Genomic DNA, 20675 nt, shown 5'->3' on the forward strand with positions numbered 1-20675 from the left:
CAAGCATGTCGCAACGACTGACAAAGGAAACAACCATGTCACTTCAGGCGAAACTCGATGCCTTCAAGGCTGATTTCGAAGCCGGCAAGCCGCCCTATAACGTGCCGCATGCGGTCATCGAGGTGATGCACCGCGCCACCGCCGAACTGATCGCATCCGGCGCCGCCGGGAAGGCGCTCAAGGCCGGTGACAAGGCCCCGGCTTTCACGCTGAACGATCCGGAAGGCAACCCTGTCTCCTCCGCCGATCTTCTGGCGAAGGGGCCGCTGGTCGTCAGCTTCTATCGCGGTGTCTGGTGCCCTTACTGCAACATGGAACTTCAGGCGCTCGAAGCCGCACTGCCGTCGTTCCGTGACCTCGGCGCGAGCCTGATCGCCATTTCGCCGCAGACAGCGGTCAACAGTCGCAAGTCGGTGCGTCAGAACGAGCTCGATTTCCCGATCCTTTCCGATACGCACAACGATGTTGCGGCGAAATTCGGTCTGCGTTTCGCGCTGCCGGATTATCTGGTCGATCTGTACAAGAACCTGAAGAACGACCTGCCGGGCTTCAACGGTGACGAAAGCTGGACCCTGCCAATGCCGGGCCGCTTCGTGATCGGCCAGGACGGCGTGATTCTCTATGCCGAGGTCAACCCGGACTATACCCGCCGCCCTGAGCCTGAAGACATGCTGCCGGCCCTGCGCAAGGCGGCGAACGTCACGGCCTGATCAGCACGGTACACTGGGCCGGATCGGCTGCGTGCCGACCTGGCCCCACGATACCGGGCCCCATAATACAAGGCACACCCAGACCATGACACCAAGAGAAAAAGGCAACGCCGCAACGCTCGCCCTGATGGGCCCAGAGCAGTCGGAGCGCCTTGCGAACGCCGCCGCGTCCAACACGTTCGGCTCCGACATCGCCGGATACGCCGTCGATCATGTTTTTGGCGACATCTGGACCCGCGATGGCCTCGATCAGGCGCGCAGAAGCCTCATCACCATGACGGTCATGGTGGCGCTGCGCCAGCAGCACGAATTCGGTCTGCATATGAATTTCGCGCTCGATCACGGCATGCCGCTGCATGAAATCGAGGAGGCGCTGATCCAGATGCTCCCCTATGTCGGATTTCCAGCCATCTCGGGCGTCATGCCGATCGCGACGAAAATCGTCGCCGAGCGCGGCCTCGACAAGAAGAGCGACTACGCGGGCCATCGCGGCCTGCTTTGAACAGGAGGTTCCATGAGCAAGCTTGAGGGAAAAATCGCACTCGTCACGGGCGGTAACAGCGGTCTTGGCCTCGCCACGGCCCGCCGCTTCGTCGACGAAGGCGCTTTCGTCTATATCACCGGACGCCGACAGGCCGAACTCGACAGCGCGGTCGCCTCGCTTGGGGCCAATGCCGAAGGCATCCAGGGCGACGTCCGCGACAACGTCGATCTCGAGCGCCTGTTCGACAAGATCCGACAGGACAAGGGCCGGATCGACGTCCTCGTCGCCAATTCCGGCATCGTCCTGCCTCAGACGCTCGATCACGCGACGGAAGAGAATTTCGACCGAACGTTCGATGTGAACGTGCGCGGTCTCTATTTCACCGTCGAGCGGGCGTTGCCGCTTCTGATGGAAGGAAGTTCGGTCATCATCCTGTCGTCCATCGCGGCGAACAAGGGCGTGCCGGGTTACGGAACCTACAGCGCCAGCAAGGCCGCCGTCCGCAGCTTCGTCAGAACATGGACGGCCGAACTTCTGGGGCGTGGCATCCGGGTGAACGCCATCAGCCCCGGCCCGTTCGATACTCCGATCATGGACGGACAGGCCGATACGCCGGACGGCGCAGACGCCGTGCGCGCGAAATGGGCTTCCGCTGTGCCGATGCAGCGTCTGGGCCGGCCGGAAGAACTCGCCGCGGCAGCGCTGTTCCTCGCGTCCAGCGAAAGCAGCTATATCGCGGGCATTGACCTGATCGTCGACGGCGGCGCTACTGGAGTCTGAGCACTCCGCACCGCCAGTGGGGACGCCGCAGCAAGTGGCATCCCCTCTAAGATACGAGAATTCTCATGATCCGCTTCTATTTTCACCCGACGCCGAACCCCGCCAAGGTCGCCCTGTTTCTCGAAGAGGCCGGGCTGCCCTACGAGGCCATTCCGGTCGATACCCGCAAGGGCGAACAGCATGCGGCGTGGTTTCTGAAAATCAATCCGAACGGCAAGGTCCCCGCCATCGTCGATACGAATGGCCCGGGCGGTCCGGAGACGCGGGTCTTCGATTCCACAGCCATCCTGCTCTACCTGGGCGAAAAGACGGGACAGTTCCTCGGCACCGACGCCGACAGGCCCGAACTCCTCTCGTGGCTGATGCTCGTCGCGACCGGGATCGGTCCGTATTTCGGGCAGGCCGTGCATTTCCAGTATGCCGCCCCGGAAGGCCTAGATTACGCTATCAACCGCTATCGCCGCGAGGCGGAGCGCCATCTTCAAATTCTCGACGACCGCATGAAGGACCGGACGTTCTTCGTCGGCGAGTCCTACACCATCGTCGATATGTCCGCCTGGGGATGGCTCGATCGCGTGCCGCGCGTGCTGAAGGACGACCGCGCCCTCGCGCGCTGGCCGAACCTGACCGCGTTCATGACCCGTATGGCCGGGCGTCCCGCTGTCGGGCGCGTCGGGACGCTCATGACCACACACGACTTCAAAACCGAGATGGACGAACAGGCCCGTCGCGCCCTGTTTCCCTCGAATTTCCCGCTGTAATCGCGAAAGGATCGTCCAATGGCCCCGTCCAGTCCGTATGTGCCGCCGAAAGTCTGGTCCTGGGATGCGCCCAACGGCGGCAAATTTGCCGGAACCAACCGCCCGGTTGCAGGCCCCACGCATGAGAAGGCGCTTCCTGTCGGCCGCCATCCGCTCCAGCTCTATTCGCTGGGGACGCCGAACGGCGTGAAGGTCACGGTCATGCTGGAAGAGCTGCTGGCGGCGGGTCATGCGGGCGCCGAGTATGATGCGTGGCTGATCAAGATCGGGGAGGGCGATCAGTTCGGTTCCGGTTTTACCGACGTCAACCCGAACTCCAAGATCCCGGCACTCGTGGACCATAGTCTGGCCCAGCCGCTGAATATTTTCGAGTCCGGCTCCATCCTGTTGTATCTCGCCGAGAAATTCGATGCGTTCCTGCCGAAGGATATTGCGGGTCGAACGGCGTGTCTCAACTGGCTGTTCTGGCAGGTCGGAAGCGGCCCCTATATCGGTGGCGGCTTCGGGCACTTCTATGCCTATGCGCCGGAAAAAATCGAATACGCGATCAACCGCTTCACCATGGAGGCCAAGCGTCAACTCGACGTTCTCAATCGGCGACTTGCCGAAAGCCCGTTCATCGCGGGCGACGACTACACGATTGCCGACATGGCGATCTTCCCGTGGTATGGCGGCCTCGTGGAGGGCTGGATGTATAACGATGCCGCCACGTTCCTGAACGTACAGGACTATCCGCATGTCCGGGCCTGGGCGGACCGGCTGCTCGAACGCCCGGCCGTCCGGCGTGGTCGAATGGTCAACCGTATGGTCGGCGAGCCGTCAAGCCAGCTGCACGAACGCCATGATGCGTCCGACTTCGAGACGAAAACGCAGGATCGGCTCGCCCAGGGCTGATGTTTCGTGGACCGGTCCCGCTGAAAACCGGCCCTCGGCCGCCATCCGGACCAGGATGGCGGTGTTGTTCACCCTACCAGCGGGTCAGTGGCGGCAGGATCAGACGTGTCACGAGTGTCACGACGCTGCAGGCCGCCGAATACCAGACGGCGACATAAAGCGGGTCATCGAACGGACAGGCCAGCGCGAAGGCCAGCGCGCCAAAGGCCGCGGCGGCGATCCCCACTGCCCAGGCCGTGCCGCGCGCATCCACCGGGGCGCCGCGCCGCGCGAACAGGCCGAGCGCCAGCACCGCCGGCAGGGACAATTCCACGATTTTCCGCGCGCAGACGATGCCATGCGCCGGATCGAGTCGCTGCCAGAGCACGGCGGGGCCGGCCTGAAGCACGTCCACCAGCCAGCCGAACGCGAGCGCCGCGAGGGCGAGCATGCCCACGATGCGCAGACCTCGTCGCGGTGAGCGTGTGGGATCGAGCGACAGCAGCGCCGTGGTCCCGCCGACGGCGGCAATCACGGCCAGGCTTGCGGCCTTCCACCAGAAGCTCGGCATCCCCATGGCGTGCGGCATGTCCGGACGCATCAGGCCCAGCTTCAGCACGAAGACGATCTCGATCACGCCCAGCGCCAACAGGATCGTCGCGTCCCGCCACGGCGTCCGCCGTCTGACGGGCCGCAGGCCGGTCGCGAGCCGATCGATCAGGGGATCAGTCGACATCACTACCTCGCATTACTGAAGCATTCATGCGGGTCAGACCGCGATGAATGTTGACCTTGACCAGCGTGACGGACTGTCCCGTTCGGCGTGCCGCCTCCTCGATACTCAACCCGCGCAGCTTGACGAGGCGGATGGCTTCCGCCTGCGCTGGCTTCAACTGCCCGAGCAGGCGCTCCAGCGCATAGGCCGTCGTCACCTGCTCCTCATGATCCTGCACCGGCAGATCGTCGTCGAGCGGCGCATCATTCGCCCGGCTGGCGGCCCGCAACCGATCGATCCACTTGTATCGAGCGATCGCCGCGATCCAGGGGCCGAACTTCTGGGACGGATTGAATGTATGCCGTTTCTCGTGAACGGCAAGCAACGTGTCCTGTACTGCATCGTCAACCATGGATAGCGGCAGACGCCGGAGAAAGAAGCGTCTCAGCCATGTCTGCGCCTCGGCGAGCACGCGGCGATAGGCGTCGGCATCGCCGGCCTGAGCCGCTGCCATCCAGCGGCTCCAATCCGCTTCCGTCACGAACCCTCCGTCCCTGCTTACGGCGAGAGTCCGCTCCCGCCATCGTCGGCCAGCGTCAGCACAGGCTGCGGGCGCCAGGACGACGCGAACAACGCGTGCAGCGCCTCGATCCGTGGTGCGTCGTATGTAGCGATATACGGATGATCCGGATAGCGGGCCGCGAAATTTTGGTGATCTGCCTCGGCCGGGTAGAATCCATGATCCGGGGCCACCTGTGTTGCGATGGGCCGCGCGAAGACATGCGCCGCGTCGAGCTGTGCGATATAGGCGTGCGCTTCCTGTAACTGTTGCGCGGAGCGGGTGTAGAGCACGGAGCGATATTGCGTGCCGTCATCCGGGAACTGGCGGTTCACCTGTGTCGGGTCGAGGGCGACGGAGAAGAAGATGCGCATCAACGTGCCGTAGCTGACCTGCGTTGGGTCGAAGTCGACTTCAACTGACTCTGCGTGTCCCGTATCGCCGCTGCTGACGGTCTCATAATCCGCCGTGTCGCGCGCGCCGCCGTCGAAACCCGCGCGGGTCGCGGTCACGCCACGGACATGTTCGAACACGCTCTGCACGCCCCAGAAGCAGCCACCCGCGAAGACGGCGCTTGCATGGTGCGTCGCGGGCGCCGGTTCCGTCAGAACGGGCGCCGGAAGAATACGGGGGCCGGGCTCGCCCATTGCCGTGTGGCAGGCGGCGCCGAATGTGGTCAGCGCCACCAGGGAAACGCCGAAAAATCCTGATCGTGTCATGATTCCAGCTCCTTCAGGCCGTATGGAATGAAAGTGCCACGCCGTTCATGCAGTAGCGCAGGCCGGTTGGCTGAGGCCCGTCATCGAACACGTGGCCAAGATGACTGCCGCAGGTCGCGCATCGCACCTCCGTGCGCTCCATGCCCAGGCTGTCATCGCCACGTTCCTGCACGGCGTGCGGCAGCGCGCTGTCGAAACTCGGCCACCCTGTGCCGCTTTCGAACTTGGTGCGCGCGTCGAAGGCTGCCGTGTCGCATCCGGCACAGGCGAAGCGGCCGGGGCGATGCTCGGTCAGCAATGGGCTCGAATACGGCATTTCGGTGCCTGCCTCGCGCAGCACGGTGTATTGCGCGGGCGTCAGCAGGCGGTGCCATTCGGCGTCGGTATGCGTGACAGGATAATGCTCGGCGGCCCGTGCACGACCGAACACCGCCATGGCAACGGCGGCAAGAAAGAATTGGCGGCGGGATGTCATGCTGTGTCCCCCTTGTTTTGGGTTGTCACAGCGTTCTTCGAGAAAATTCCCTGTCCGGTTACGCGGGTGGGAAGAATTTTCCATTTCCGTCAGGACATGGCGGAAACTGTAACCTTTCGCGCCTGACCGACGAATGCATCCGCATCAACGCCTGACCATTCAGTCGGAAAGCCCGGACATGCTCTCATCACGCCGCGTGCGGCCGCGTCGCACGCCATCGCCCTTTATTCGCATCACCCATTGGATCGGCGCATTGTCGATGCTCGCCATGATCGGCAGTGGCTGGCAGATCTATAATGCCTCGCCCATTCTGCCTTTCGAATTCCCGGCCTGGGCTACATTGGGTGGCTGGCTGGGCGGCGGGATCGCCTGGCATTTCGCGGCGATGTGGGTGCTGATGGCTGCCGGCGTCGTCTACCTGGGGTATGGCGTGCTGTCGGGGCATTTCCGCCGCGATCTGCGGCCCGTCGGCCCGCGCGCCATCGGTCGTGATATGGCGCAGGCGCTGCGCTTCAGGTTGTCCCATGCCGCCGGTCATTACAATGCCATCCAGCGGTTGCTTTATACGGGCGTGCTGATTGTCGCCCTGCTGACCGTTGCAAGCGGGCTGTCCATCTGGAAGCCGGTGCAGCTTGGATGGCTGACATGGCTGTTCGGCGGTTACGATGTCGCCCGCCGCATTCATTTCGCGATGATGACGCTGATCGTCGCCTTTCTCGTCATTCACATCGCGCTCGCCCTGCTCGTGCCGTCGACCCTGTTCGGCATGGTGTTCGGCCGTCGTCCCAGCGCGGCGCCGGAAGTGAGCGTTCAGGAAGGGGGCGCCCGATGAGTCACAACCGCCTCGATCGCTCGGCGATCGCCCCCGAACTGCGCCGGATCGAGCGCCGTCTGATGCTCAAAGGCGCCCTGTCGCTTGGTGGACTGTCGATGCTGTCCGGCTGTGCGCTGGACGACGAGCCGTCCGTGGAGCGTGCGCTCAGCGCGATGTCGCGTTTCACCGACCGGATGCAGGCCCTGCTGTTCAGCCGCCAGCGGCTCGCGCGGGAATTCGACGCATCCAGGATCACGCATCCTTTTCCGTTCAACGCCTATTACGACGAGAGCGAGGTTCGCACTGTCGATCCCGCTGGCTGGCGCCTGGACGTCGGCGGTCTGGTGTCGGACAGACGCCCGTGGTCGCTCGCGCAGTTCCGCGCGCTGCCGCAGAAACGGCAAATTACACGCCATATCTGCGTCGAGGGATGGAGTGCGATCGGCGACTGGTCCGGCGTGCCGCTTTCGATGTTCCTGCAAAAGGTCGGCGCGGATCTGCGTGCGAAATATGTCAATTTTCGCTGCTTCGACGATTATTCGACCAGCATCGACATGGCGACCGCGCTGCATCCGCAGACCATTCTGGCGCTGGACTATGGAGACCGTGCCCTTCCGCCTGCCTATGGCGCGCCGATGAAGGTCAGGATTCCAACGAAGCTCGGCTACAAAAATCCGAAATATCTCGCGTCCATCGAAGTCACCAATCGCTTTCCGGGCGGCTACTGGGAAGATCAGGGTTACGACTGGTTTGGCGGGTCATAAAAAAAGACGCGTCCCTGTAACCCGACGACATGCCTCATCGAAGAATAGAGCAGAGAGGCGGAATGTTTCCGCCTCCACATCATCGACAGATCAGGAAATTACCATGTCTATTCGCAATATCGCCATTGCCGCCGCTTTCTCGTCCGTCGTCGCTCTGGGTGGCGTCGCTCACGCACAGGACGCCATGTCGCACGATGCCATGGCCCCGAAACAGATGGCGCCAAACTCGATGGCACATGACAGCATGCCGAAGAACGGCATGGCGCATAACACGATGGCCCCGAATGCGATGTCGCATAACGGCATGTCTCATGATAGCATGAAGAAGCATGGCGGCATGGCGCATCACGGTATGAAGAAGGACGCGATGGCCGCTCCGCAGGACAGCATGGCCAAGCCGAACTAAGTCAGGTTTCGCGAACCATCCGGCTGACAGGCGCATTCATGAAGCTGAAAAGTGTAATATCCACCGCACTGGGCGGCATGTTGGCGCTTGTCGGCACATCGGTAGTATCTTTCAGTTTCGATCATGTCTTTAACATGTTGCCTGAACGTCAAGAGGCTCGGTTCAGAAACGATCATAGACAATCACGTCGGCGTCGGGGATCCGTCCGCCATGCGGTGGCAGTTCGCCTACCCCCTTTCCGACCGCCACGAACATGACCAGCGCATGGTCCTTGGGTAGGCGAATGATCTCCGAGACCTGCTCAAAATCGAACCCGTCCATAGGGCAGGTGTCATAGCCGTGCGCGGCGGCCGCCATCATCAGGGCATACGCCGTCATACCGGCAGAGCGGAATGCTTCGTCCCGCTGCATCGCCGGATTGTTCTCGTAGAATTGAGTGATCATGCCGACGTATTTCTCGCGCATCGCCTCTGGCGCATCCTTCCAGTATCGACCCGGATCCTTCGCATAGGCATGCATGTCCGCGCACAGGACGACGAGTGCAGAGCATTCCTCGATCTGGGGCTGGTGCCATGCCACTTTCTTGATCTCGGCCCGCACGGCCGGGTCTCGCACCACCAGGAACCGCCAGTTCTGAATATTGAATGCGGTAGGCGCTGTCCGCGCCGCATGCAAGATGGCGGCCAGAGTCTCGTCCGGAATCTCATGACTTGCGTCGAAGCGTTTCGTCGCGCGCCGCGCGAACATCGTATCCAGAATCTCATTCATCTTGCTTTTTCCTTCTGTTCATCCAGATCCGGCGCGGGCGCGGAGCGCATCAGGCCACACATTGCCTCTGCCGGCCAAGCCCATCAATGCCGAATTCCACGACGCCTCCAGACTGGAGATAGACGGGCTCCGGCCGCATCCCCATCCCGACGCCCGGAGGGGTTGCCGTGGCGATGACGTCGTCCGGCATCAGCGTCATGTAACGGCTGACATACGCGATGATCTCAGCCACGAAAAAGATCATCGTCCTTGTATTGCCGGCCTGCATCCGGCGACCGTTCACTTCGAGCCAGATACCAGATCCTGGGGATCGGGCACTTCGTCCCGGGTCACCAGCGCCGGACGTTCCTGTCCCGGTTCGCCGTAACGGCAGAGCTTCATGCGTGTCTCCTTTCGCTCAGTCGGAATCGCAGACGATAAGAGTCGAGGGTTCGAGCGCATGCACGTGGATCGTTTCGAATCCGGTAACCGCGATACCGCAACCCGCATCGGCGTTGTGCCCAAGGATTTCCAAGCGTCCCTCTGCGACGAGAGCATAGACACAGCGGTCCGCATAGGTGGGGACGACGGCCTGTTCGCCGGCCGGGAGCGTGAGCCGAAGCACGCGGGCACGGGCCTTTAGCGGCAGCGGGTCACCCGACCGCCCCTGATCCGTTTCCTCCGGATCGTCGGCGGGAAAGCCGCTGGCCAGCAGGGCATGCTGATGCCCGAAGCGATCCTCACTGCGGCGCAGGCCGATTTGCGGGGCGCCGCCCTCTTCTTCGGGCGCCAGCCAGAGCTGAAGCACCGTCGCCGGCGCGCCGCCGGTTTTCCACGTTGCCAGGGCCACGCCATCGCCAGCACTGACAACATGACAATCGCCCGGCTTCAACAGGCTGTCGCCAAGACCATCCACCAGCGCCACGACGATGCCATCCAGGACCAGAGTCACGATCTCGACCGCCCTTTCATGGTCCAGCCTGAAGGCGGCATCGGCCTCCAGTTCGATCCGGTTGAGCACCCGGAGTCGCCCCCAATGTGAGGGAGCGGGGTAAACGTAGTTCCGAAACGCGAAATGACAGTCGAGCTTGACGCCATCCTGGACCAGATACCCCAACTCGGAGGGCAGCCGCACCTTGATCATCCTTGTCGACCTCCCTGCCCCTCTTGCCGGATGGCCGCCCGCTGGGCCGTCGCGACCGGATAGCGCGCCTCCCAGCCACCGCCGAGCGCGCGATACAGGCGGGCCACCGAGACCGAAACTGCCGTCGTCGACCGCACGAGCTGGTTCTGGCTGGCCAGAAGCGCGTTCTGCAAGGTCAGCACGTTCAGGAAATCCGACGCCCCCTGCACGTATTGCTGCTGGGCCAGACGTACGGCCGTCTCGTTCTGGGCCACTGTCTCCTTCAGGCGGTCGCGCTGCTGCTGGGCGGCGGAGAAATCGGCCATCGCGTCGTCGATCTCCTGCCATGCCTTGAGGATGGTGCGCTGCAGGGTGATCGCCGCTTCCTTCTGCTGCGCCCGGCGCAGACGCAATTGCCCGGTCAGGCGACCACCCTCGAACAGAGGCAGCGTCATGGTCGGGCCGAACCCGTATTGCCGCGACGCCCAGGACCCGAGCCCGCTGAACTGCAGCGCTTGCACGTCGAGGCTGCCGGAGAGCGTCACGCGCGGAAAGAAATCCGCCACGGCCACACCGATGCTGGCGGTGGCGACATGCAACTGCTCCTCGGCCATCCGAATATCGGGCCGACGCTCCGCCAGTTCCGACGGCAGGCCGACGGGCACCGCATCGGGTACCGGCGGAATCGGGGCCGGCGTGGCGAGCTGCGCCCGGAGCGCACCCGGCTCGCGTGCCACCAGAAAGCTCAGCGCGTTGATCAGATGCACTTCCTGGCTCTGCAGGATCGGCAGGCGCGACTGGAATTCGCTGAGCTGTCCGCGCGAGTCCGCTACGTCCAGTTGGGTGGAGGCACCTTGCGCAAAGCGCAGGCCCGTCAGGACAACGCTGTGCCGGGCAGTGTCGATATTGCGGCCGACGATGGCGATCTGCGCCTGCACGCCACGCAGATCGAGATAATCCTGCGCGGTCTCGGCCATCAGCGAGACCAGGACATCCCGCTGCATGTCCTGCGTCGCCTTGACCGCCGCGTTGGCGGCCTCGACCTGGCGCCGGACATGACCCCAGAGATCGACCTCCCATGACGCGCTCATGCCGTATTGCGGCAGGTTGAAGGACGGATTGCCGACCGTGCCCGGCACGGCCACAGGGCCGAAGCCCTGCGCGCCGCTGGCGACATCGCCCGCGCCGGCGCGCTCCAGCGTGCCAAGCAGGCCAAGGATACCGTTGGTGCTGGCCCGCTCGCGTGCATAGGAGGCATTCCCCTCCACATGTGGGAACTGTGCCGCGCTCGCAATCCGCCGCTCGGCCAGGCTCTCCGCCAGACGATAGGCGCTCGCGCGCAGATCCAGATTGGCGGACGCGACCTGCTGTTCCAGCGCGGTCAGCACCGGATCGCGATAGATCGTCCACCATTGCGGATCGGCGGGGCTTTCCTCGGGATGGCTTTCGGCATCCGGCAGGCCGCGATGCCAGTGCGGCACGCTGGCGAGATCGGGCTTGTGATAGTCCGGACCGACCGTGCAGGCGCTAAGCAGGAGCATGCTCGTCAGAGCGAGCATCTGGCGGTTAAGGCGTGTGATCATGATCCGCCCCTCACCGCCACGCATAGCGGGGGTCGCCCGCCTTCGGACCTTCCGGGCGCGATGCCGTATCAACCGCCACCTCGACCGACATCCCCACCCGGACCCGCGCCGCCAGAGGCTGCCCCGGATCGAAGGTAATGCGCACCGGCAGACGCTGGACCACCTTGGTGAAGTTGCCGGTCGCATTATCCGGCTGGATCGGCGCGAACGCGACGCCGGTCGCAGGCGGGATGCTGTCGACGTGGGCACGGAGCGGCTGACCCGGGAACGTGTCGACCCAGACCGTCGCCTTCTGCCCCGGCAGAACGTGCGTGAGTTGCGTCTCCTGGAAATGGGCGACCACGAACGCATCCTGGACCGGGGTGACCGCCATCAGCGCACTGCCGGGATTAACGTAGTTGCCCACACGCACGCCACGCGCGCCGACCACGCCGTCCACCGGGGCCGGGATGGTGCAATAGGACAGATCCAGTTCCGCCCGCTGTTCCTCACCTTCGGCGCGGGTCAGGTTGCCCCTGGCACGCGCGATCTGGGCGGCGAGCACATCCTTTTCCTGGGTCGCGGCCTGCACGCTCGCCTCGTCGCGGACTTTCGCGGCCGTAGCCTCGCGGGTCTGCGCCGCCGTACGCTGGCGCTGCTCCATTGTGCCGGCACCGCCGGCCGCAAGATTACGGTACCGGGCCTCATCCTGCTGCGCGAAAGCGAGTTGCGCGTCGTCGGCCAGCACGGCGGCCCGGGCGCCGGCAATGAGCGAATCCTGCCGGATCAGCGTAGCCTGCAAGTTGGCGATGTCGGCACGCGCGGCGACCACATTGCCCTGGGCCACCTTGAGCACAGCGCGGTAGTCGTCATCCTCGATATGGGCCAGCACCTCGCCCTTGCGAACCTGCTCGTTGTCCTGCGCCATGACCGCATCAATCCGGCCGCCGACCTTGGGGGCGACGACCGAGGAATAGGCCGACACATAGGCGTCGTTGGTCTCGATCCGCACGCCGTCTCCGAGCACAAGGCGGTCGCCGCCCCATGCCGCCGCCCCCAGCACCACCACGCCGGCCGCCAGCAGCAGCGCCTTCGTTGTTCCGTTCATGAATATTCCCTCTAGCGACCCCGGCGGCCGCGTCGTTTGTCGCGGATTGCGCGGGACCGTCAGGTCAGCTTCAGGTAGATTGTTACGACGAGGGCCACGAAGTAGCCCTCGATGCGGTCGCGCAGCGTCCACCTCAGTGCGGTCGCGTTGCCTATTTGATCCGATGATAGGATGTTTGGATGCTGCACGCGGCGCGTATCCCGATACGAACTGGTCTTCATATTCTTCTCACATGACATACTGTCCGTCCCCGTCAGCGTGCAGGAGCGGAGGTGGACGGCGCGCGGGGCGGATAGACCCGTTGCGGCAGAACCAGATTGAGCATGAACAGGGCGGCGCAGACGCCGATCATGATCGTGTAGATATCGGCACAGGCCAGAATGAGCGCCTGCTCAGACGCCTCGCCGTGCAGCAGGACGGCCATGTTCCAGTCCAACCGGGCCGGATCCGCGATGTGTGGCGCCAGCAGCGCCTGCGCCGGGTCGCCCCAGGACTGCAACGCGGTATGGTTGGTGCCATAGGTGTCGAGCAGCATGGTGGAATGGAATTGCTCGCGCCGACGCAGCAGGGCCGAAATGACGCCCGCCGCGATGGCATTGGCCACTCCCTTGGTCATGTTGAACATGCCCGAGATGAACGGTCCATCGGCCGGGCCCAGGCCCATCGTCGCCAGCATGAGGATCGCGATGACCATCATCGGTTCGCTGGCCACCTGCAGGAGCTGCATGACATAGAAGTTCTCGCGCACCCAGTCAGCATCGATCCAGGTGCCTAGGAAATAGGACAGCCCCTGAATCGCAAGGCCTGCCATCAGCACATGACGGCAATCCACCCGGCGGATATTGCACAAGGCCGAGACCAGCGGCAGCGCGAGCACTTGTGGTACCGCGAGGATCAGCATGACCGGCGCGATCTGGATCGGGCGATAGCCACGCACCTCCTCCAGATAGACCGCAGGGATTTCCGCCGTGACCGCCCCCAATACCAGAACCGCTGCCAGCGTCAGCAGTGCATCCGTCACGTTGCGCTGCTTGAGCAACTGGATGCGGAAGAACGGCACCGGATGGAACCATTCATTGACGATGAAGAGCACGAACAGGAACCCGCCGCCGAAGAAGAGGTGGGTAATCAACGGCGAACGAAACCAGTCCAGCCGGTCGCCCTGTTCGAGGGCAATCACCAGCATGCAGATCGCGGGCAACCCGGTCAGCAGGCCGCGCCAGTCGAACTGACGGAAACGCTCCAACCGGATCGGATCCTGTGGCAAGCCCCATGCCACGCACACCATCGAGATCAGGCACAGCGGCACGATCTGCCAGAACAGGAACGGCCAGCCGACATACTCGAACCAGAATCCCGCCAGCGGCGCGCCGCCAATATTCGGCCCGAAAGTCGCGGTCAGAGCATAGGCGCCCAGACCGTAGATCTTGATATTGGGCGGCAGGAAGCGCAGCGCGACCGTCATCAGCATTGGCGGCAGGCTACCGCAAGCCAATCCCTGCACGCAGCGCAGCAGAAGAAGAGACGACAGGTTCGGCATTAAGGGGGCCGCCGTGCCCAGCACGCCCACTAGCCCCGTCATCGCGATCGTCAGGCGTCGGATGGAGAACGTCACCGAACACCAGGGAGCGAACGCCATCGCAGCGATGTTGAACGCCTCGAACAGGGCGGTGATCCAGGTCCCCTCGTCATGCCCGAGATGGAATGCGCCCCGGATATCGGCGAGCCCAGCCTCGGTCGTGTGCTCGTTGAACCCCGCCAGCAGGACTGCCAGCAGCACGCCCGCCAGCCCCGTCGCCAGGCGCGGACCGAACACCGCCGCCTTCGGCGGCGCCGGAGGTGGTTCCGGTTGCATAGACACGGGCGCGGGCAGCACTTCGCGGCGCGGACGTGTCAGCGCATCAGCGTGGTCCATAGGCACCTCGCAACAGAATCGTTTGATCTCGTGTCGGCAGTCTTGAAGAAACATCCTATGTTTGGGAACGCTCAATTATGAAATCGTCTGGAAGCAGATATGAAACGGTCGGATGTCAGATTCCGGTTGCGACGACATGATGTCTCTGTCAGCGTTGGCAGAGGCTCTTGGCGACACATTCATCCTATGATTGGGTGTTTATCAGCCATTCCCGTGCCTGATTCGCAGGATATGCAGGATATAAGGAAGACCCGATGGCACATGTGGCGCACGGCTACGATCTCAACCTTCTTCAGGCTATGAACGTGCTGGTCGAGGAATCGAGCGTTACCGGCGCGGCCGAGAGGCTGCAGGTCAGTGCCGCGACCATGAGCCGCACCCTGTCCCGCCTGCGCGAGACCTTCCACGATGCCATTCTGGTGCAATCGGGTCGGCATATGGTGCCAACACCGCGTGCCCTGCAGATGCAGCCGCGCGTCAGCCAGATCCTCTCGGCGATCAGCGATCTGTATCGTCCACGGCATGCCCTGGATTTCACCGGCCTGACGCCGACCTTCCGTATCCGGGCAGCCGACGTGGTGATCGGCTCCTACGCCGAGGCGCTGCTGCGCGCCCTGCGTGCCGACTGCCCGGACACCACGCTAATTTTCACAGCGGAGTCGAACAGCGACGACAGCGATTTTCTGCGGCAGGGCGGGATCGATCTCTATATCGGCGCCACGGCGCTCCTACGGCCCGAAATCATGCGCCAGACCCTATTCGAGAGCCGCTTTCGCGGGGTCGTGCGGGCCGGTCATCCGATCCTGCTGGGAAAGATCACACCACAGGCGCTGGTAGCCTACGAGCACATCGCCGTCTCGCGCCGAGGGAGGCGACGGGGACCGATCGACGAGGTCCTTGCCGATCAGTATGGGCTTGAGCGCACTGTCGCGCTGTTGCTGACCTCCTTCTATGCCGCGCTGCAAGGGCTGTCACAGACCGATCTGATTCTCCCGGCACCGGATATCCTGACCGATGCAGCGATGCTCGATCGACTGGGTCTTTATGGATTTCCTCTCCCGCTCGATCTGGAGCCGGTGACGATCTTCCAGGCCTGGCATCCCCGACACGACACTGACCAGGTCCATCAATGGCTGCGACGCACGGTCCTGCGTGTCATGAGCCCTCGCGCCCCGATCATAAAGCCAGAGACCGCTCAGGCTTTATGACGCTCCTGTGCCGCCCGCTTGCGAACGCTGCGAGCCGCAGCCGTGCCAAGAGATTTGCCGTCAGTAAAGGCCGCGATCAATGGCTGGAGGATAGCCCGTGCCGCCCTCACTGCCCGCGGTGCATCCCCCGCTTCGATCGCCTGGAACAGCCGTTCGTGAAGCTCCAGCTTCGGCTCGGTGACTCCATGCTCAACGAGGGCAGAAAGAGCGGCTTCGCGCGCCGCATCCAGAAAATAGCGATAGAGAGGGATCAGCGCATCGTTGTGACTGGCCTCCGCGACGGCCAGATGGAAGGAAGCATCCAGGTCCAGAAAGCGGGCGAGGTCGCTGGAGGAACTCCGTTCGCCACGCGCCTTCAGGGCTGCCCCCATTCTACGGATGTCCCGCGCTGTCCGGCGGAGCGCTGCCAGACGCGCGGATTCCGTCTCCAGCATCACACGCAACTCGAAATGATCGCGCAGGCTGGTATGACTGACCTGCGCCATAATCGTTGCGGGTTCATGCAAGGCACGCACGTAGGTCCCGTCGCCCTGACGCACCTCGATCATGCCGGCATGAGACAACACGCGCACCGCTTCGCGCACGGTGTTGCGGCCGATCTGGAGCATTTCGGCCAGTTCTGTCTCCTTGGGAATGCGCTGGCCAACGGGCCAGTCACCGGATGCGATTCGCTCACGCATCGCGGCAAGCGCCGCATCGACCAGGGAAGGACGCGGCAGGCGTGAAAGGGAGATCGGAGCCGTCATGTGCGCAGCATAGCCTGTTTGAGCGGATCATCCCATGTCTGAATGTCATTATCGTGGGCCGGCATACGACCTTTGCACGATAGGATCGGCGATATACTGATAACCGTCACGGAGGCTCCAGACGACGACAGGATAAAGAGTCAGGACATTCTGATTCCCCACAAAAACCGCCGTATCTCCCTCCTACGGTCACGAGAGGTCCTTATGAAACTCTACGATCTTGTCCTCTCCGGCAATTGCTACAAGGTCCGGCTGTTCGCGGCCCTGACGAGCATTGACCTTGAACTCATTCCTGTCGACCTCGCGGCTGGCGAGCACCATACTCCCAGTTTCACGGCGCTGAATCCGTTTCAGGAGGTGCCCGTTCTGGTCGATGGAAAGACCGCGTTGCGGGATTCCCAGGCAATCCTCGTGTATCTGGCGGGCCAACTCCGGGATAGAACGTGGTGGCCCGAAGACCCGACATCCCAGGCAGAGATCGTGCAATGGCTGTGCATCGCCGCGAGCGAGGTTCGTGACGGTCCCAATGCCGCCCGCCTGATCCGGAAATTCGGCTACGATCTCGCGATCGAGCGGGCGCTTCTCGTCACGCAGCGGCTTCTGCCGCTGCTGGACCAGCACCTAAGCACGCATGAGTGGTTCGCGATCGGCCATCCGACCATCGCCGACTGTGCGCTGTTTCCCTATCTTGCGTTGGCGCATGAAGGCGGCATCGACCTTGCCCCCTTTCCCTCGCTCACAGGATGGCTCGACCGCGTTCGCGCCTTGCCGAAGTTCACGCCGATGCCAGGAATTCGGGGATGACACGCGACGCCTCTCCGATGTCAGCCGTAAACTGGATTGAGGCATTTCTGCCTCGGGCGGACTTTCACGAGCAACACAAAATCGATATCGCAGCGCCGGCCGGGCTTATCCTTGATTGCGCTATGGACTACCGGCTGAAAGATGACCCACTCGTCCGTCTCGCCATAGGATTACGGGAGTTGCCCTCACGGCTGTCAGGACGAACGAGCCGGCCGCCCTTCGACCGGGACGATTTCACCTTTCTGGGACGCAAGGGGGACACCGCCCTCGCTTTCGGACTGGTCGGTGCGTTCTGGAAAGCCGATTACGGATTGATACCGTGCCACTCGGCGGAGGATTTCCGGACCTGCGCGCTTCAGGACGCCTGCAAGCTTGTGTTGTCCTACACGCTCCATCCTCTCACGCGCAGGACAAGTCGTCTGACAACCGAGACAAAGGTCTTCTGCCCAACGCCCACGACGCGACGGCATTTCGCACCCTACTGGTATCTCATCCGTCCGGTTAGTGGACTGATCCGCAGACGCATGTTGGCCTCCGTGCGCAAGCAGGCGGAAAGCCGCACCAATTCGCCGACGATCACCGGCTGATGCCTGGTATCCCGCCGACCCCTTCGGCCAGAAATTCCACGCATAGACGGATCCGGGTCAGATTAGTGCGTTCGGGCGCGATCAGCATGCTCAGCGGTACGGATGGCAGCCTGTAGTCTGGCAGGACAGGCACGAGCCGCCCGTCCCGCAGGCAGTCTTCCACCAGCCAGCGATGGGCCGGGCCGAAACCCCTGCCCGCCAGAAACGCCTCCCGCGCCGCCAAACCATGATCGACGATCAAACGGCCATGAAACGGCACGACATGGTTTCCACCCTTGACGCTCCGCAGGACCAGCCGGTCCGATCCATGCACGCGCGACATTCGCACCCCTTCGCGATCACGCAGATCCACCGGTCGCCGCACCGGCCCAGTACGGTGCAGCCATTCGGGCGATGCGACCAGAAGGCGCTCGCTTTCCCCCAGGGAGCGTAGTTTCATCGCACAATCGCTCAGGGGACCGAGACGGATGGCGATATCGACCCCATCCCGCACCAGATCAATCCGCTCGTCCGTCAGGCCGAATTCCACCCGTATTCCCGGATTCTGGTCTTGAAAGGCATAAATGAGCTGGCTGACGTGCAGGACGCCCAACGCGCCGGTGCAAGAGATGCGCACCGTCCCGGCCGTTGCCTGCCGCGTGTCGCGCATCTCCTGACTTGCCTGCTCGACGAGTGAGAGGATCTGCACACAATGCGCGTAATAACGCGTTCCTTCGTCCGTCAGCGCCGTACGGCGCGTCGTCCGCGTCAGCAGCGACACACCCAGTGCGTCTTCAAGCTCGCGCAGATGCCGCGTGATCGTCGATTGCCCGGCGCCGGTTTCACGGGCGACGGCCGCCAGATTGCCACGCTCGGCGACCCGCACGAAGGTCCGCATCCGCTCCAGTGAGACTGGCGATTGTTCCATATTTCGGCATTCTCCCTTCCGCCATCGCCATATGGGATAAGAATATCCTATCGCGTAATCTCGTTGGGAAACGAAATTTTCCACGCAATGAGAGTCCGCTCATGAATGTTCTGATCGTCTTCGCCCATCCGGAAAGACACTCGCTCAACGGCGCCCTGCTTGACGTCGCCGTCTCTGAACTGACGGCCCAGGGACATGACGTTCAGGTGTCGGACCTGTATGCCATGCACTGGAAGGCTGCAGTCGATAAGGATGACTTTCCTGCCCTGTCGTCCGACGAACCGCTGAAGGTCTGGAAAGCGTCCAATGACGGGTTCGCGGCGAACGCGCTCACGGAGGATGTGAAGGCCGAGCAGGAGAAGCTGCTCTGGGCCGATACAGTCATTCTGCAGTTCCCGTTGTGGTGGTTCGCCATGCCAGCCATCCTCAAGGGCTGGGTTGACCGGGTCTATGCCTCCGGCTTCGCCTATGGGGTGGGCGAACACAGCGAGCAGCGCTGGGGCGACCGGTATGGCGAAGGGGTCATGGCCGGCAAGCGCGCAATGCTGATGGTCACCGCAGGCGGGTGGCCCGAACATTATTCGGACCGCGGGATCAACGGCCCGATCGACGATCTGCTGTTCCCGATCAATCATGGGATCCTTTTCTATCCCGGCTTCACCGTTCTGCCGCCCTTCGTGGCCTATCGTGTCGATCGGATGGACAAGCCGAAATTCACGCTTCTCGCGGAACAATTGCGCGAGCGGATGAAGACCCTGGAAACGATCGCGCCGATTCCTTATCGCAAGCAGAATTACGGCGACTATCAGATCCCGACCATGGAACTGCTGCCCGGACTGGCGCCGCCGGGTACGCGCGGCTTCGAGGTGCATCTGGCCCCTGAGCGCGACTGACGTCGCGCCGTAATGAGGGAGGCGAGGCATTACTCATAGCCAACGGTGACCGGACGCATGCATCTGACCGAACTGCGTTATCTGCTGACGGTTATCGAAGCCGGAAGTTTCGGTCGGGCCGCCCAGTCCTTGCACCTCCAGGTATCGACACTCAGCCGTGCGATCAGCCGGCTGGAGGACAGATTGGGCGTGACGCTCCTGGAGCGGACGCCGGCCGGAATCCGAACCACCGCGTCGGGACGACTGGCGACACGCTATATCCGCCGTGTGCTGCATGAAACGCATGCAATGGAGGACACACTGGCTCGCGGCAGTGTCGGAGAGACGGGCGAGATCCGCCTGGGCCTGCATCTTCCGCCGATCAGTCCTGTTCTGATGGCCCTGCTGCTCGAATGGCACACGGCCCATCCGGGCGTCACCGTTGCACCCTGTGAATTTGGCGAAGAAAGCCTTCACGCGGCCCTGGCGGGTTGCCGGGTCGACGTCGCTCTGATCCCGGACTGCCTGCTGCAGAATCACGAAACGGCCCTACCAGTCTATGCCGAGCCTCTGATGGCCGTGCTACCAGCCGGTCACCACCTGGTTGGCCACAATATGCTGCATTGGGCGAGTCTGGAGAACGAGATCCTTCTGCTCGGTGCCTCGGGCAAGGGGACCATCTGCCGGGATTTCTATATGGCTCGGCTGCCTGGTGCTCGCCTACGTATCCTTGAGGCCAGCATCCTGAGCGTACTCGCCTTCGTGCGTGCGGGATATGGTATCACGATTACCGCCCAGGCCTATTCCGCCTTGAAGTTTCCCGAGTTGGTATTCGTGCCCATCGATGAAGGCACGGCCTGTCTGCCTGTCAGTCTGGCGTGGCGCCCAGAAAGCGAAGATCCGGTGATCGGAAAGTTCGTCGCCTTCGTCCGGGGGCGCGCTGCATCCCATTCCCACACGCCCCCTCTCGCCGCGACTTCCCCATTCCAATGTCCCTGTTCATGACCAGAGCGCATTGATGGTATCAACGGCGAAA

26 protein-coding genes are annotated in these 20675 nt (G+C 63.1%); 13 read left to right on the plus strand and 13 right to left on the minus strand.

Annotated features, from left to right (window positions below; all coding sequences use genetic code 11):
- Window positions 1-35 precede the first annotated feature (35 nt).
- The 5 genes from J2D73_RS14815 to yghU all read left to right on the plus strand — a co-directional run bounded on the left by J2D73_RS14815 (window position 36) and on the right by yghU (window position 3629).
- Window positions 36-710 (plus strand): peroxiredoxin-like family protein, encoded by a 675-nt coding sequence (locus J2D73_RS14815; RefSeq protein ID WP_207882546.1) that lies wholly within the window; start codon window positions 36-38, stop codon window positions 708-710.
- Between the two features lie 85 nt (window positions 711-795).
- The gene (locus J2D73_RS14820; protein ID WP_176612601.1) at window positions 796-1212 is read left to right on the plus strand and encodes a carboxymuconolactone decarboxylase family protein; all 417 of its coding nucleotides are present in this window, start codon (window positions 796-798) and stop codon (window positions 1210-1212) included.
- A gap of 12 nt (window positions 1213-1224) precedes the next feature.
- A complete protein-coding gene (locus tag J2D73_RS14825) occupies window positions 1225-1974 on the plus strand; it encodes an SDR family NAD(P)-dependent oxidoreductase (protein WP_207882548.1) in 750 nt (249 codons plus the stop codon).
- 65 nt (window positions 1975-2039) lie between these two features.
- Window positions 2040-2735: a glutathione S-transferase family protein gene (locus tag J2D73_RS14830; RefSeq protein WP_012553920.1), complete on the plus strand. Its 696-nt coding sequence runs from the start codon at window positions 2040-2042 to the stop codon at window positions 2733-2735.
- 18 nt (window positions 2736-2753) lie between these two features.
- On the plus strand, window positions 2754-3629 hold the full coding sequence (yghU, locus tag J2D73_RS14835) for a glutathione-dependent disulfide-bond oxidoreductase (protein WP_012553921.1): 876 nt from the start codon (window positions 2754-2756) through the stop codon (window positions 3627-3629).
- Between the two features lie 73 nt (window positions 3630-3702).
- Here yghU and J2D73_RS14840 read toward each other — a convergent pair whose 3' ends face one another.
- Genes J2D73_RS14840 through msrB form a run of 4 tightly spaced genes read right to left on the minus strand, consistent with a single transcriptional unit; the run spans window position 3703 to window position 6076 of the window.
- On the minus strand, window positions 3703-4344 hold the full coding sequence (locus J2D73_RS14840; RefSeq protein ID WP_012553922.1) for an NrsF family protein: 642 nt from the start codon (window positions 4342-4344) through the stop codon (window positions 3703-3705).
- Complete coding sequence (locus J2D73_RS14845) at window positions 4334-4864, minus strand: sigma-70 family RNA polymerase sigma factor (protein ID WP_341535099.1); 531 nt, start codon at window positions 4862-4864, stop codon at window positions 4334-4336. The genes J2D73_RS14840 and J2D73_RS14845 overlap by 11 nt, the downstream gene beginning before the upstream one ends.
- Window positions 4865-4881: 17 nt before the next feature.
- Entirely contained in the window at window positions 4882-5601 is a 720-nt protein-coding gene (gene msrA, locus J2D73_RS14850; RefSeq protein ID WP_012553924.1) for a peptide-methionine (S)-S-oxide reductase MsrA, read from the minus strand.
- A 13-nt stretch (window positions 5602-5614) separates the two neighbouring features.
- Window positions 5615-6076 carry a peptide-methionine (R)-S-oxide reductase MsrB gene (msrB, locus tag J2D73_RS14855; RefSeq protein ID WP_012553925.1) on the minus strand — a complete coding sequence of 154 codons (462 nt, stop codon included), beginning with the start codon at window positions 6074-6076 and terminating at the stop codon, window positions 5615-5617.
- Between the two features lie 178 nt (window positions 6077-6254).
- On the opposite strand from msrB, the gene J2D73_RS14860 reads away from it, so the two are divergent.
- From J2D73_RS14860 to J2D73_RS14870, 3 genes are all read left to right on the plus strand, one after another.
- Complete coding sequence (locus J2D73_RS14860) at window positions 6255-6908, plus strand: cytochrome b/b6 domain-containing protein (RefSeq protein WP_012553926.1); 654 nt, start codon at window positions 6255-6257, stop codon at window positions 6906-6908.
- On the plus strand, window positions 6905-7654 hold the full coding sequence (locus tag J2D73_RS14865; RefSeq protein WP_012553927.1) for a molybdopterin-dependent oxidoreductase: 750 nt from the start codon (window positions 6905-6907) through the stop codon (window positions 7652-7654). The genes J2D73_RS14860 and J2D73_RS14865 overlap by 4 nt, the downstream gene beginning before the upstream one ends.
- Before the next feature lie 103 nt (window positions 7655-7757).
- The gene (locus J2D73_RS14870) at window positions 7758-8060 is read left to right on the plus strand and encodes a pentapeptide MXKDX repeat protein (RefSeq protein WP_012553928.1); all 303 of its coding nucleotides are present in this window, start codon (window positions 7758-7760) and stop codon (window positions 8058-8060) included.
- A gap of 162 nt (window positions 8061-8222) precedes the next feature.
- Here the strand turns inward: J2D73_RS14870 and J2D73_RS14875 are convergent, their stop codons facing one another.
- From J2D73_RS14875 to J2D73_RS14905, 7 genes are all read right to left on the minus strand, one after another.
- Window positions 8223-8828 carry a nitroreductase family protein gene (locus J2D73_RS14875; RefSeq protein WP_012553929.1) on the minus strand — a complete coding sequence of 202 codons (606 nt, stop codon included), beginning with the start codon at window positions 8826-8828 and terminating at the stop codon, window positions 8223-8225.
- A gap of 49 nt (window positions 8829-8877) precedes the next feature.
- Entirely contained in the window at window positions 8878-9096 is a 219-nt protein-coding gene (locus tag J2D73_RS14880) for a fumarylacetoacetate hydrolase family protein (RefSeq protein WP_049762894.1), read from the minus strand.
- 129 nt (window positions 9097-9225) lie between these two features.
- On the minus strand, window positions 9226-9951 hold the full coding sequence (locus tag J2D73_RS14885) for a pirin family protein (protein WP_207882550.1): 726 nt from the start codon (window positions 9949-9951) through the stop codon (window positions 9226-9228).
- Window positions 9948-11513, minus strand: coding sequence for an efflux transporter outer membrane subunit (locus J2D73_RS14890; protein WP_012553931.1), 1566 nt, complete (start codon window positions 11511-11513; stop codon window positions 9948-9950). The genes J2D73_RS14885 and J2D73_RS14890 overlap by 4 nt, the downstream gene beginning before the upstream one ends.
- A 10-nt stretch (window positions 11514-11523) precedes the next feature.
- Window positions 11524-12600: an HlyD family secretion protein gene (locus J2D73_RS14895; protein ID WP_012553932.1), complete on the minus strand. Its 1077-nt coding sequence runs from the start codon at window positions 12598-12600 to the stop codon at window positions 11524-11526.
- Window positions 12601-12659: 59 nt separating this feature from the next.
- Window positions 12660-12821, minus strand: a complete 162-nt coding sequence (locus J2D73_RS14900) for a hypothetical protein (protein ID WP_012553933.1) — start codon at window positions 12819-12821, stop codon at window positions 12660-12662.
- Window positions 12822-12853: 32 nt separating this feature from the next.
- The gene (locus J2D73_RS14905; protein ID WP_408736852.1) at window positions 12854-14455 is read right to left on the minus strand and encodes an MFS transporter; all 1602 of its coding nucleotides are present in this window, start codon (window positions 14453-14455) and stop codon (window positions 12854-12856) included.
- 314 nt (window positions 14456-14769) lie between these two features.
- Between J2D73_RS14905 and J2D73_RS14910 the strand changes: the two genes are divergently transcribed.
- The gene (locus tag J2D73_RS14910; RefSeq protein ID WP_012553935.1) at window positions 14770-15723 is read left to right on the plus strand and encodes a LysR family transcriptional regulator; all 954 of its coding nucleotides are present in this window, start codon (window positions 14770-14772) and stop codon (window positions 15721-15723) included.
- Here the strand turns inward: J2D73_RS14910 and J2D73_RS14915 are convergent.
- Window positions 15711-16469, minus strand: a complete 759-nt coding sequence (locus J2D73_RS14915; protein WP_012553936.1) for a FadR/GntR family transcriptional regulator — start codon at window positions 16467-16469, stop codon at window positions 15711-15713. The genes J2D73_RS14910 and J2D73_RS14915 overlap by 13 nt on opposite strands.
- Before the next feature lie 204 nt (window positions 16470-16673).
- Here J2D73_RS14915 and J2D73_RS14920 point away from each other — a divergent pair, with 204 nt between their 5' ends.
- Together J2D73_RS14920 and J2D73_RS14925 are read left to right on the plus strand one after the other, a co-directional pair.
- Window positions 16674-17273 (plus strand): glutathione S-transferase family protein, encoded by a 600-nt coding sequence (locus J2D73_RS14920; RefSeq protein WP_207882553.1) that lies wholly within the window; start codon window positions 16674-16676, stop codon window positions 17271-17273.
- Window positions 17270-17860 carry a hypothetical protein gene (locus J2D73_RS14925; protein WP_012553938.1) on the plus strand — a complete coding sequence of 197 codons (591 nt, stop codon included), beginning with the start codon at window positions 17270-17272 and terminating at the stop codon, window positions 17858-17860. The genes J2D73_RS14920 and J2D73_RS14925 overlap by 4 nt, the downstream gene beginning before the upstream one ends.
- On the opposite strand, the gene J2D73_RS14930 is transcribed toward J2D73_RS14925, so the two are convergent.
- Window positions 17850-18767, minus strand: a complete 918-nt coding sequence (locus tag J2D73_RS14930; protein WP_176613683.1) for a LysR family transcriptional regulator — start codon at window positions 18765-18767, stop codon at window positions 17850-17852. The two genes, J2D73_RS14925 and J2D73_RS14930, sit on opposite strands and share 11 nt — an antisense overlap.
- Before the next feature lie 101 nt (window positions 18768-18868).
- On the opposite strand from J2D73_RS14930, the gene J2D73_RS14935 reads away from it, so the two are divergent.
- Window positions 18869-19660 (plus strand): NAD(P)H-dependent oxidoreductase, encoded by a 792-nt coding sequence (locus tag J2D73_RS14935; RefSeq protein WP_207882555.1) that lies wholly within the window; start codon window positions 18869-18871, stop codon window positions 19658-19660.
- Between the two features lie 57 nt (window positions 19661-19717).
- Window positions 19718-20644 carry a LysR family transcriptional regulator gene (locus tag J2D73_RS14940; protein ID WP_207882557.1) on the plus strand — a complete coding sequence of 309 codons (927 nt, stop codon included), beginning with the start codon at window positions 19718-19720 and terminating at the stop codon, window positions 20642-20644.
- The last annotated feature ends 31 nt before the right edge of the window (window positions 20645-20675 follow it).

Source organism: Acetobacter sacchari (genome assembly GCF_017377715.1).
Lineage (GTDB): Bacteria > Pseudomonadota > Alphaproteobacteria > Acetobacterales > Acetobacteraceae > Acetobacter > Acetobacter sacchari.

What these genes read in the sequence shown, in the direction of transcription:
- J2D73_RS14860 (WP_012553926.1), top strand. Translation starts at nt 6,255, where the DNA reads ATGCTCTCATCACGCCGCGTGCGGCCGCGTCGCACGCCATCGCCCTTT.
- J2D73_RS14825 (WP_207882548.1), top strand. Translation starts at nt 1,225, where the DNA reads ATGAGCAAGCTTGAGGGAAAAATCGCACTCGTCACGGGCGGTAACAGC.
- J2D73_RS14830 (WP_012553920.1), top strand. Translation starts at nt 2,040, where the DNA reads ATGATCCGCTTCTATTTTCACCCGACGCCGAACCCCGCCAAGGTCGCC.
- J2D73_RS14920 (WP_207882553.1), top strand. Translation starts at nt 16,674, where the DNA reads ATGAAACTCTACGATCTTGTCCTCTCCGGCAATTGCTACAAGGTCCGG.
- J2D73_RS14895 (WP_012553932.1), bottom strand. Translation starts at nt 12,600, where the DNA reads ATGAACGGAACAACGAAGGCGCTGCTGCTGGCGGCCGGCGTGGTGGTG.
- J2D73_RS14870 (WP_012553928.1), top strand. Translation starts at nt 7,758, where the DNA reads ATGTCTATTCGCAATATCGCCATTGCCGCCGCTTTCTCGTCCGTCGTC.
- J2D73_RS14865 (WP_012553927.1), top strand. Translation starts at nt 6,905, where the DNA reads ATGAGTCACAACCGCCTCGATCGCTCGGCGATCGCCCCCGAACTGCGC.
- J2D73_RS14915 (WP_012553936.1), bottom strand. Translation starts at nt 16,469, where the DNA reads ATGACGGCTCCGATCTCCCTTTCACGCCTGCCGCGTCCTTCCCTGGTC.
- msrA (WP_012553924.1), bottom strand. Translation starts at nt 5,601, where the DNA reads ATGACACGATCAGGATTTTTCGGCGTTTCCCTGGTGGCGCTGACCACA.
- J2D73_RS14925 (WP_012553938.1), top strand. Translation starts at nt 17,270, where the DNA reads ATGACACGCGACGCCTCTCCGATGTCAGCCGTAAACTGGATTGAGGCA.
- J2D73_RS14820 (WP_176612601.1), top strand. Translation starts at nt 796, where the DNA reads ATGACACCAAGAGAAAAAGGCAACGCCGCAACGCTCGCCCTGATGGGC.
- J2D73_RS14885 (WP_207882550.1), bottom strand. Translation starts at nt 9,951, where the DNA reads ATGATCAAGGTGCGGCTGCCCTCCGAGTTGGGGTATCTGGTCCAGGAT.
- msrB (WP_012553925.1), bottom strand. Translation starts at nt 6,076, where the DNA reads ATGACATCCCGCCGCCAATTCTTTCTTGCCGCCGTTGCCATGGCGGTG.
- J2D73_RS14900 (WP_012553933.1), bottom strand. Translation starts at nt 12,821, where the DNA reads ATGAAGACCAGTTCGTATCGGGATACGCGCCGCGTGCAGCATCCAAAC.
- J2D73_RS14910 (WP_012553935.1), top strand. Translation starts at nt 14,770, where the DNA reads ATGGCACATGTGGCGCACGGCTACGATCTCAACCTTCTTCAGGCTATG.
- J2D73_RS14815 (WP_207882546.1), top strand. Translation starts at nt 36, where the DNA reads ATGTCACTTCAGGCGAAACTCGATGCCTTCAAGGCTGATTTCGAAGCC.
- J2D73_RS14890 (WP_012553931.1), bottom strand. Translation starts at nt 11,513, where the DNA reads ATGATCACACGCCTTAACCGCCAGATGCTCGCTCTGACGAGCATGCTC.
- J2D73_RS14875 (WP_012553929.1), bottom strand. Translation starts at nt 8,828, where the DNA reads ATGAATGAGATTCTGGATACGATGTTCGCGCGGCGCGCGACGAAACGC.
- J2D73_RS14905 (WP_408736852.1), bottom strand. Translation starts at nt 14,455, where the DNA reads ATGCAACCGGAACCACCTCCGGCGCCGCCGAAGGCGGCGGTGTTCGGT.
- J2D73_RS14940 (WP_207882557.1), top strand. Translation starts at nt 19,718, where the DNA reads ATGCATCTGACCGAACTGCGTTATCTGCTGACGGTTATCGAAGCCGGA.
- J2D73_RS14840 (WP_012553922.1), bottom strand. Translation starts at nt 4,344, where the DNA reads ATGTCGACTGATCCCCTGATCGATCGGCTCGCGACCGGCCTGCGGCCC.
- yghU (WP_012553921.1), top strand. Translation starts at nt 2,754, where the DNA reads ATGGCCCCGTCCAGTCCGTATGTGCCGCCGAAAGTCTGGTCCTGGGAT.
- J2D73_RS14880 (WP_049762894.1), bottom strand. Translation starts at nt 9,096, where the DNA reads ATGCAGGCCGGCAATACAAGGACGATGATCTTTTTCGTGGCTGAGATC.
- J2D73_RS14935 (WP_207882555.1), top strand. Translation starts at nt 18,869, where the DNA reads ATGAATGTTCTGATCGTCTTCGCCCATCCGGAAAGACACTCGCTCAAC.
- J2D73_RS14930 (WP_176613683.1), bottom strand. Translation starts at nt 18,767, where the DNA reads ATGGAACAATCGCCAGTCTCACTGGAGCGGATGCGGACCTTCGTGCGG.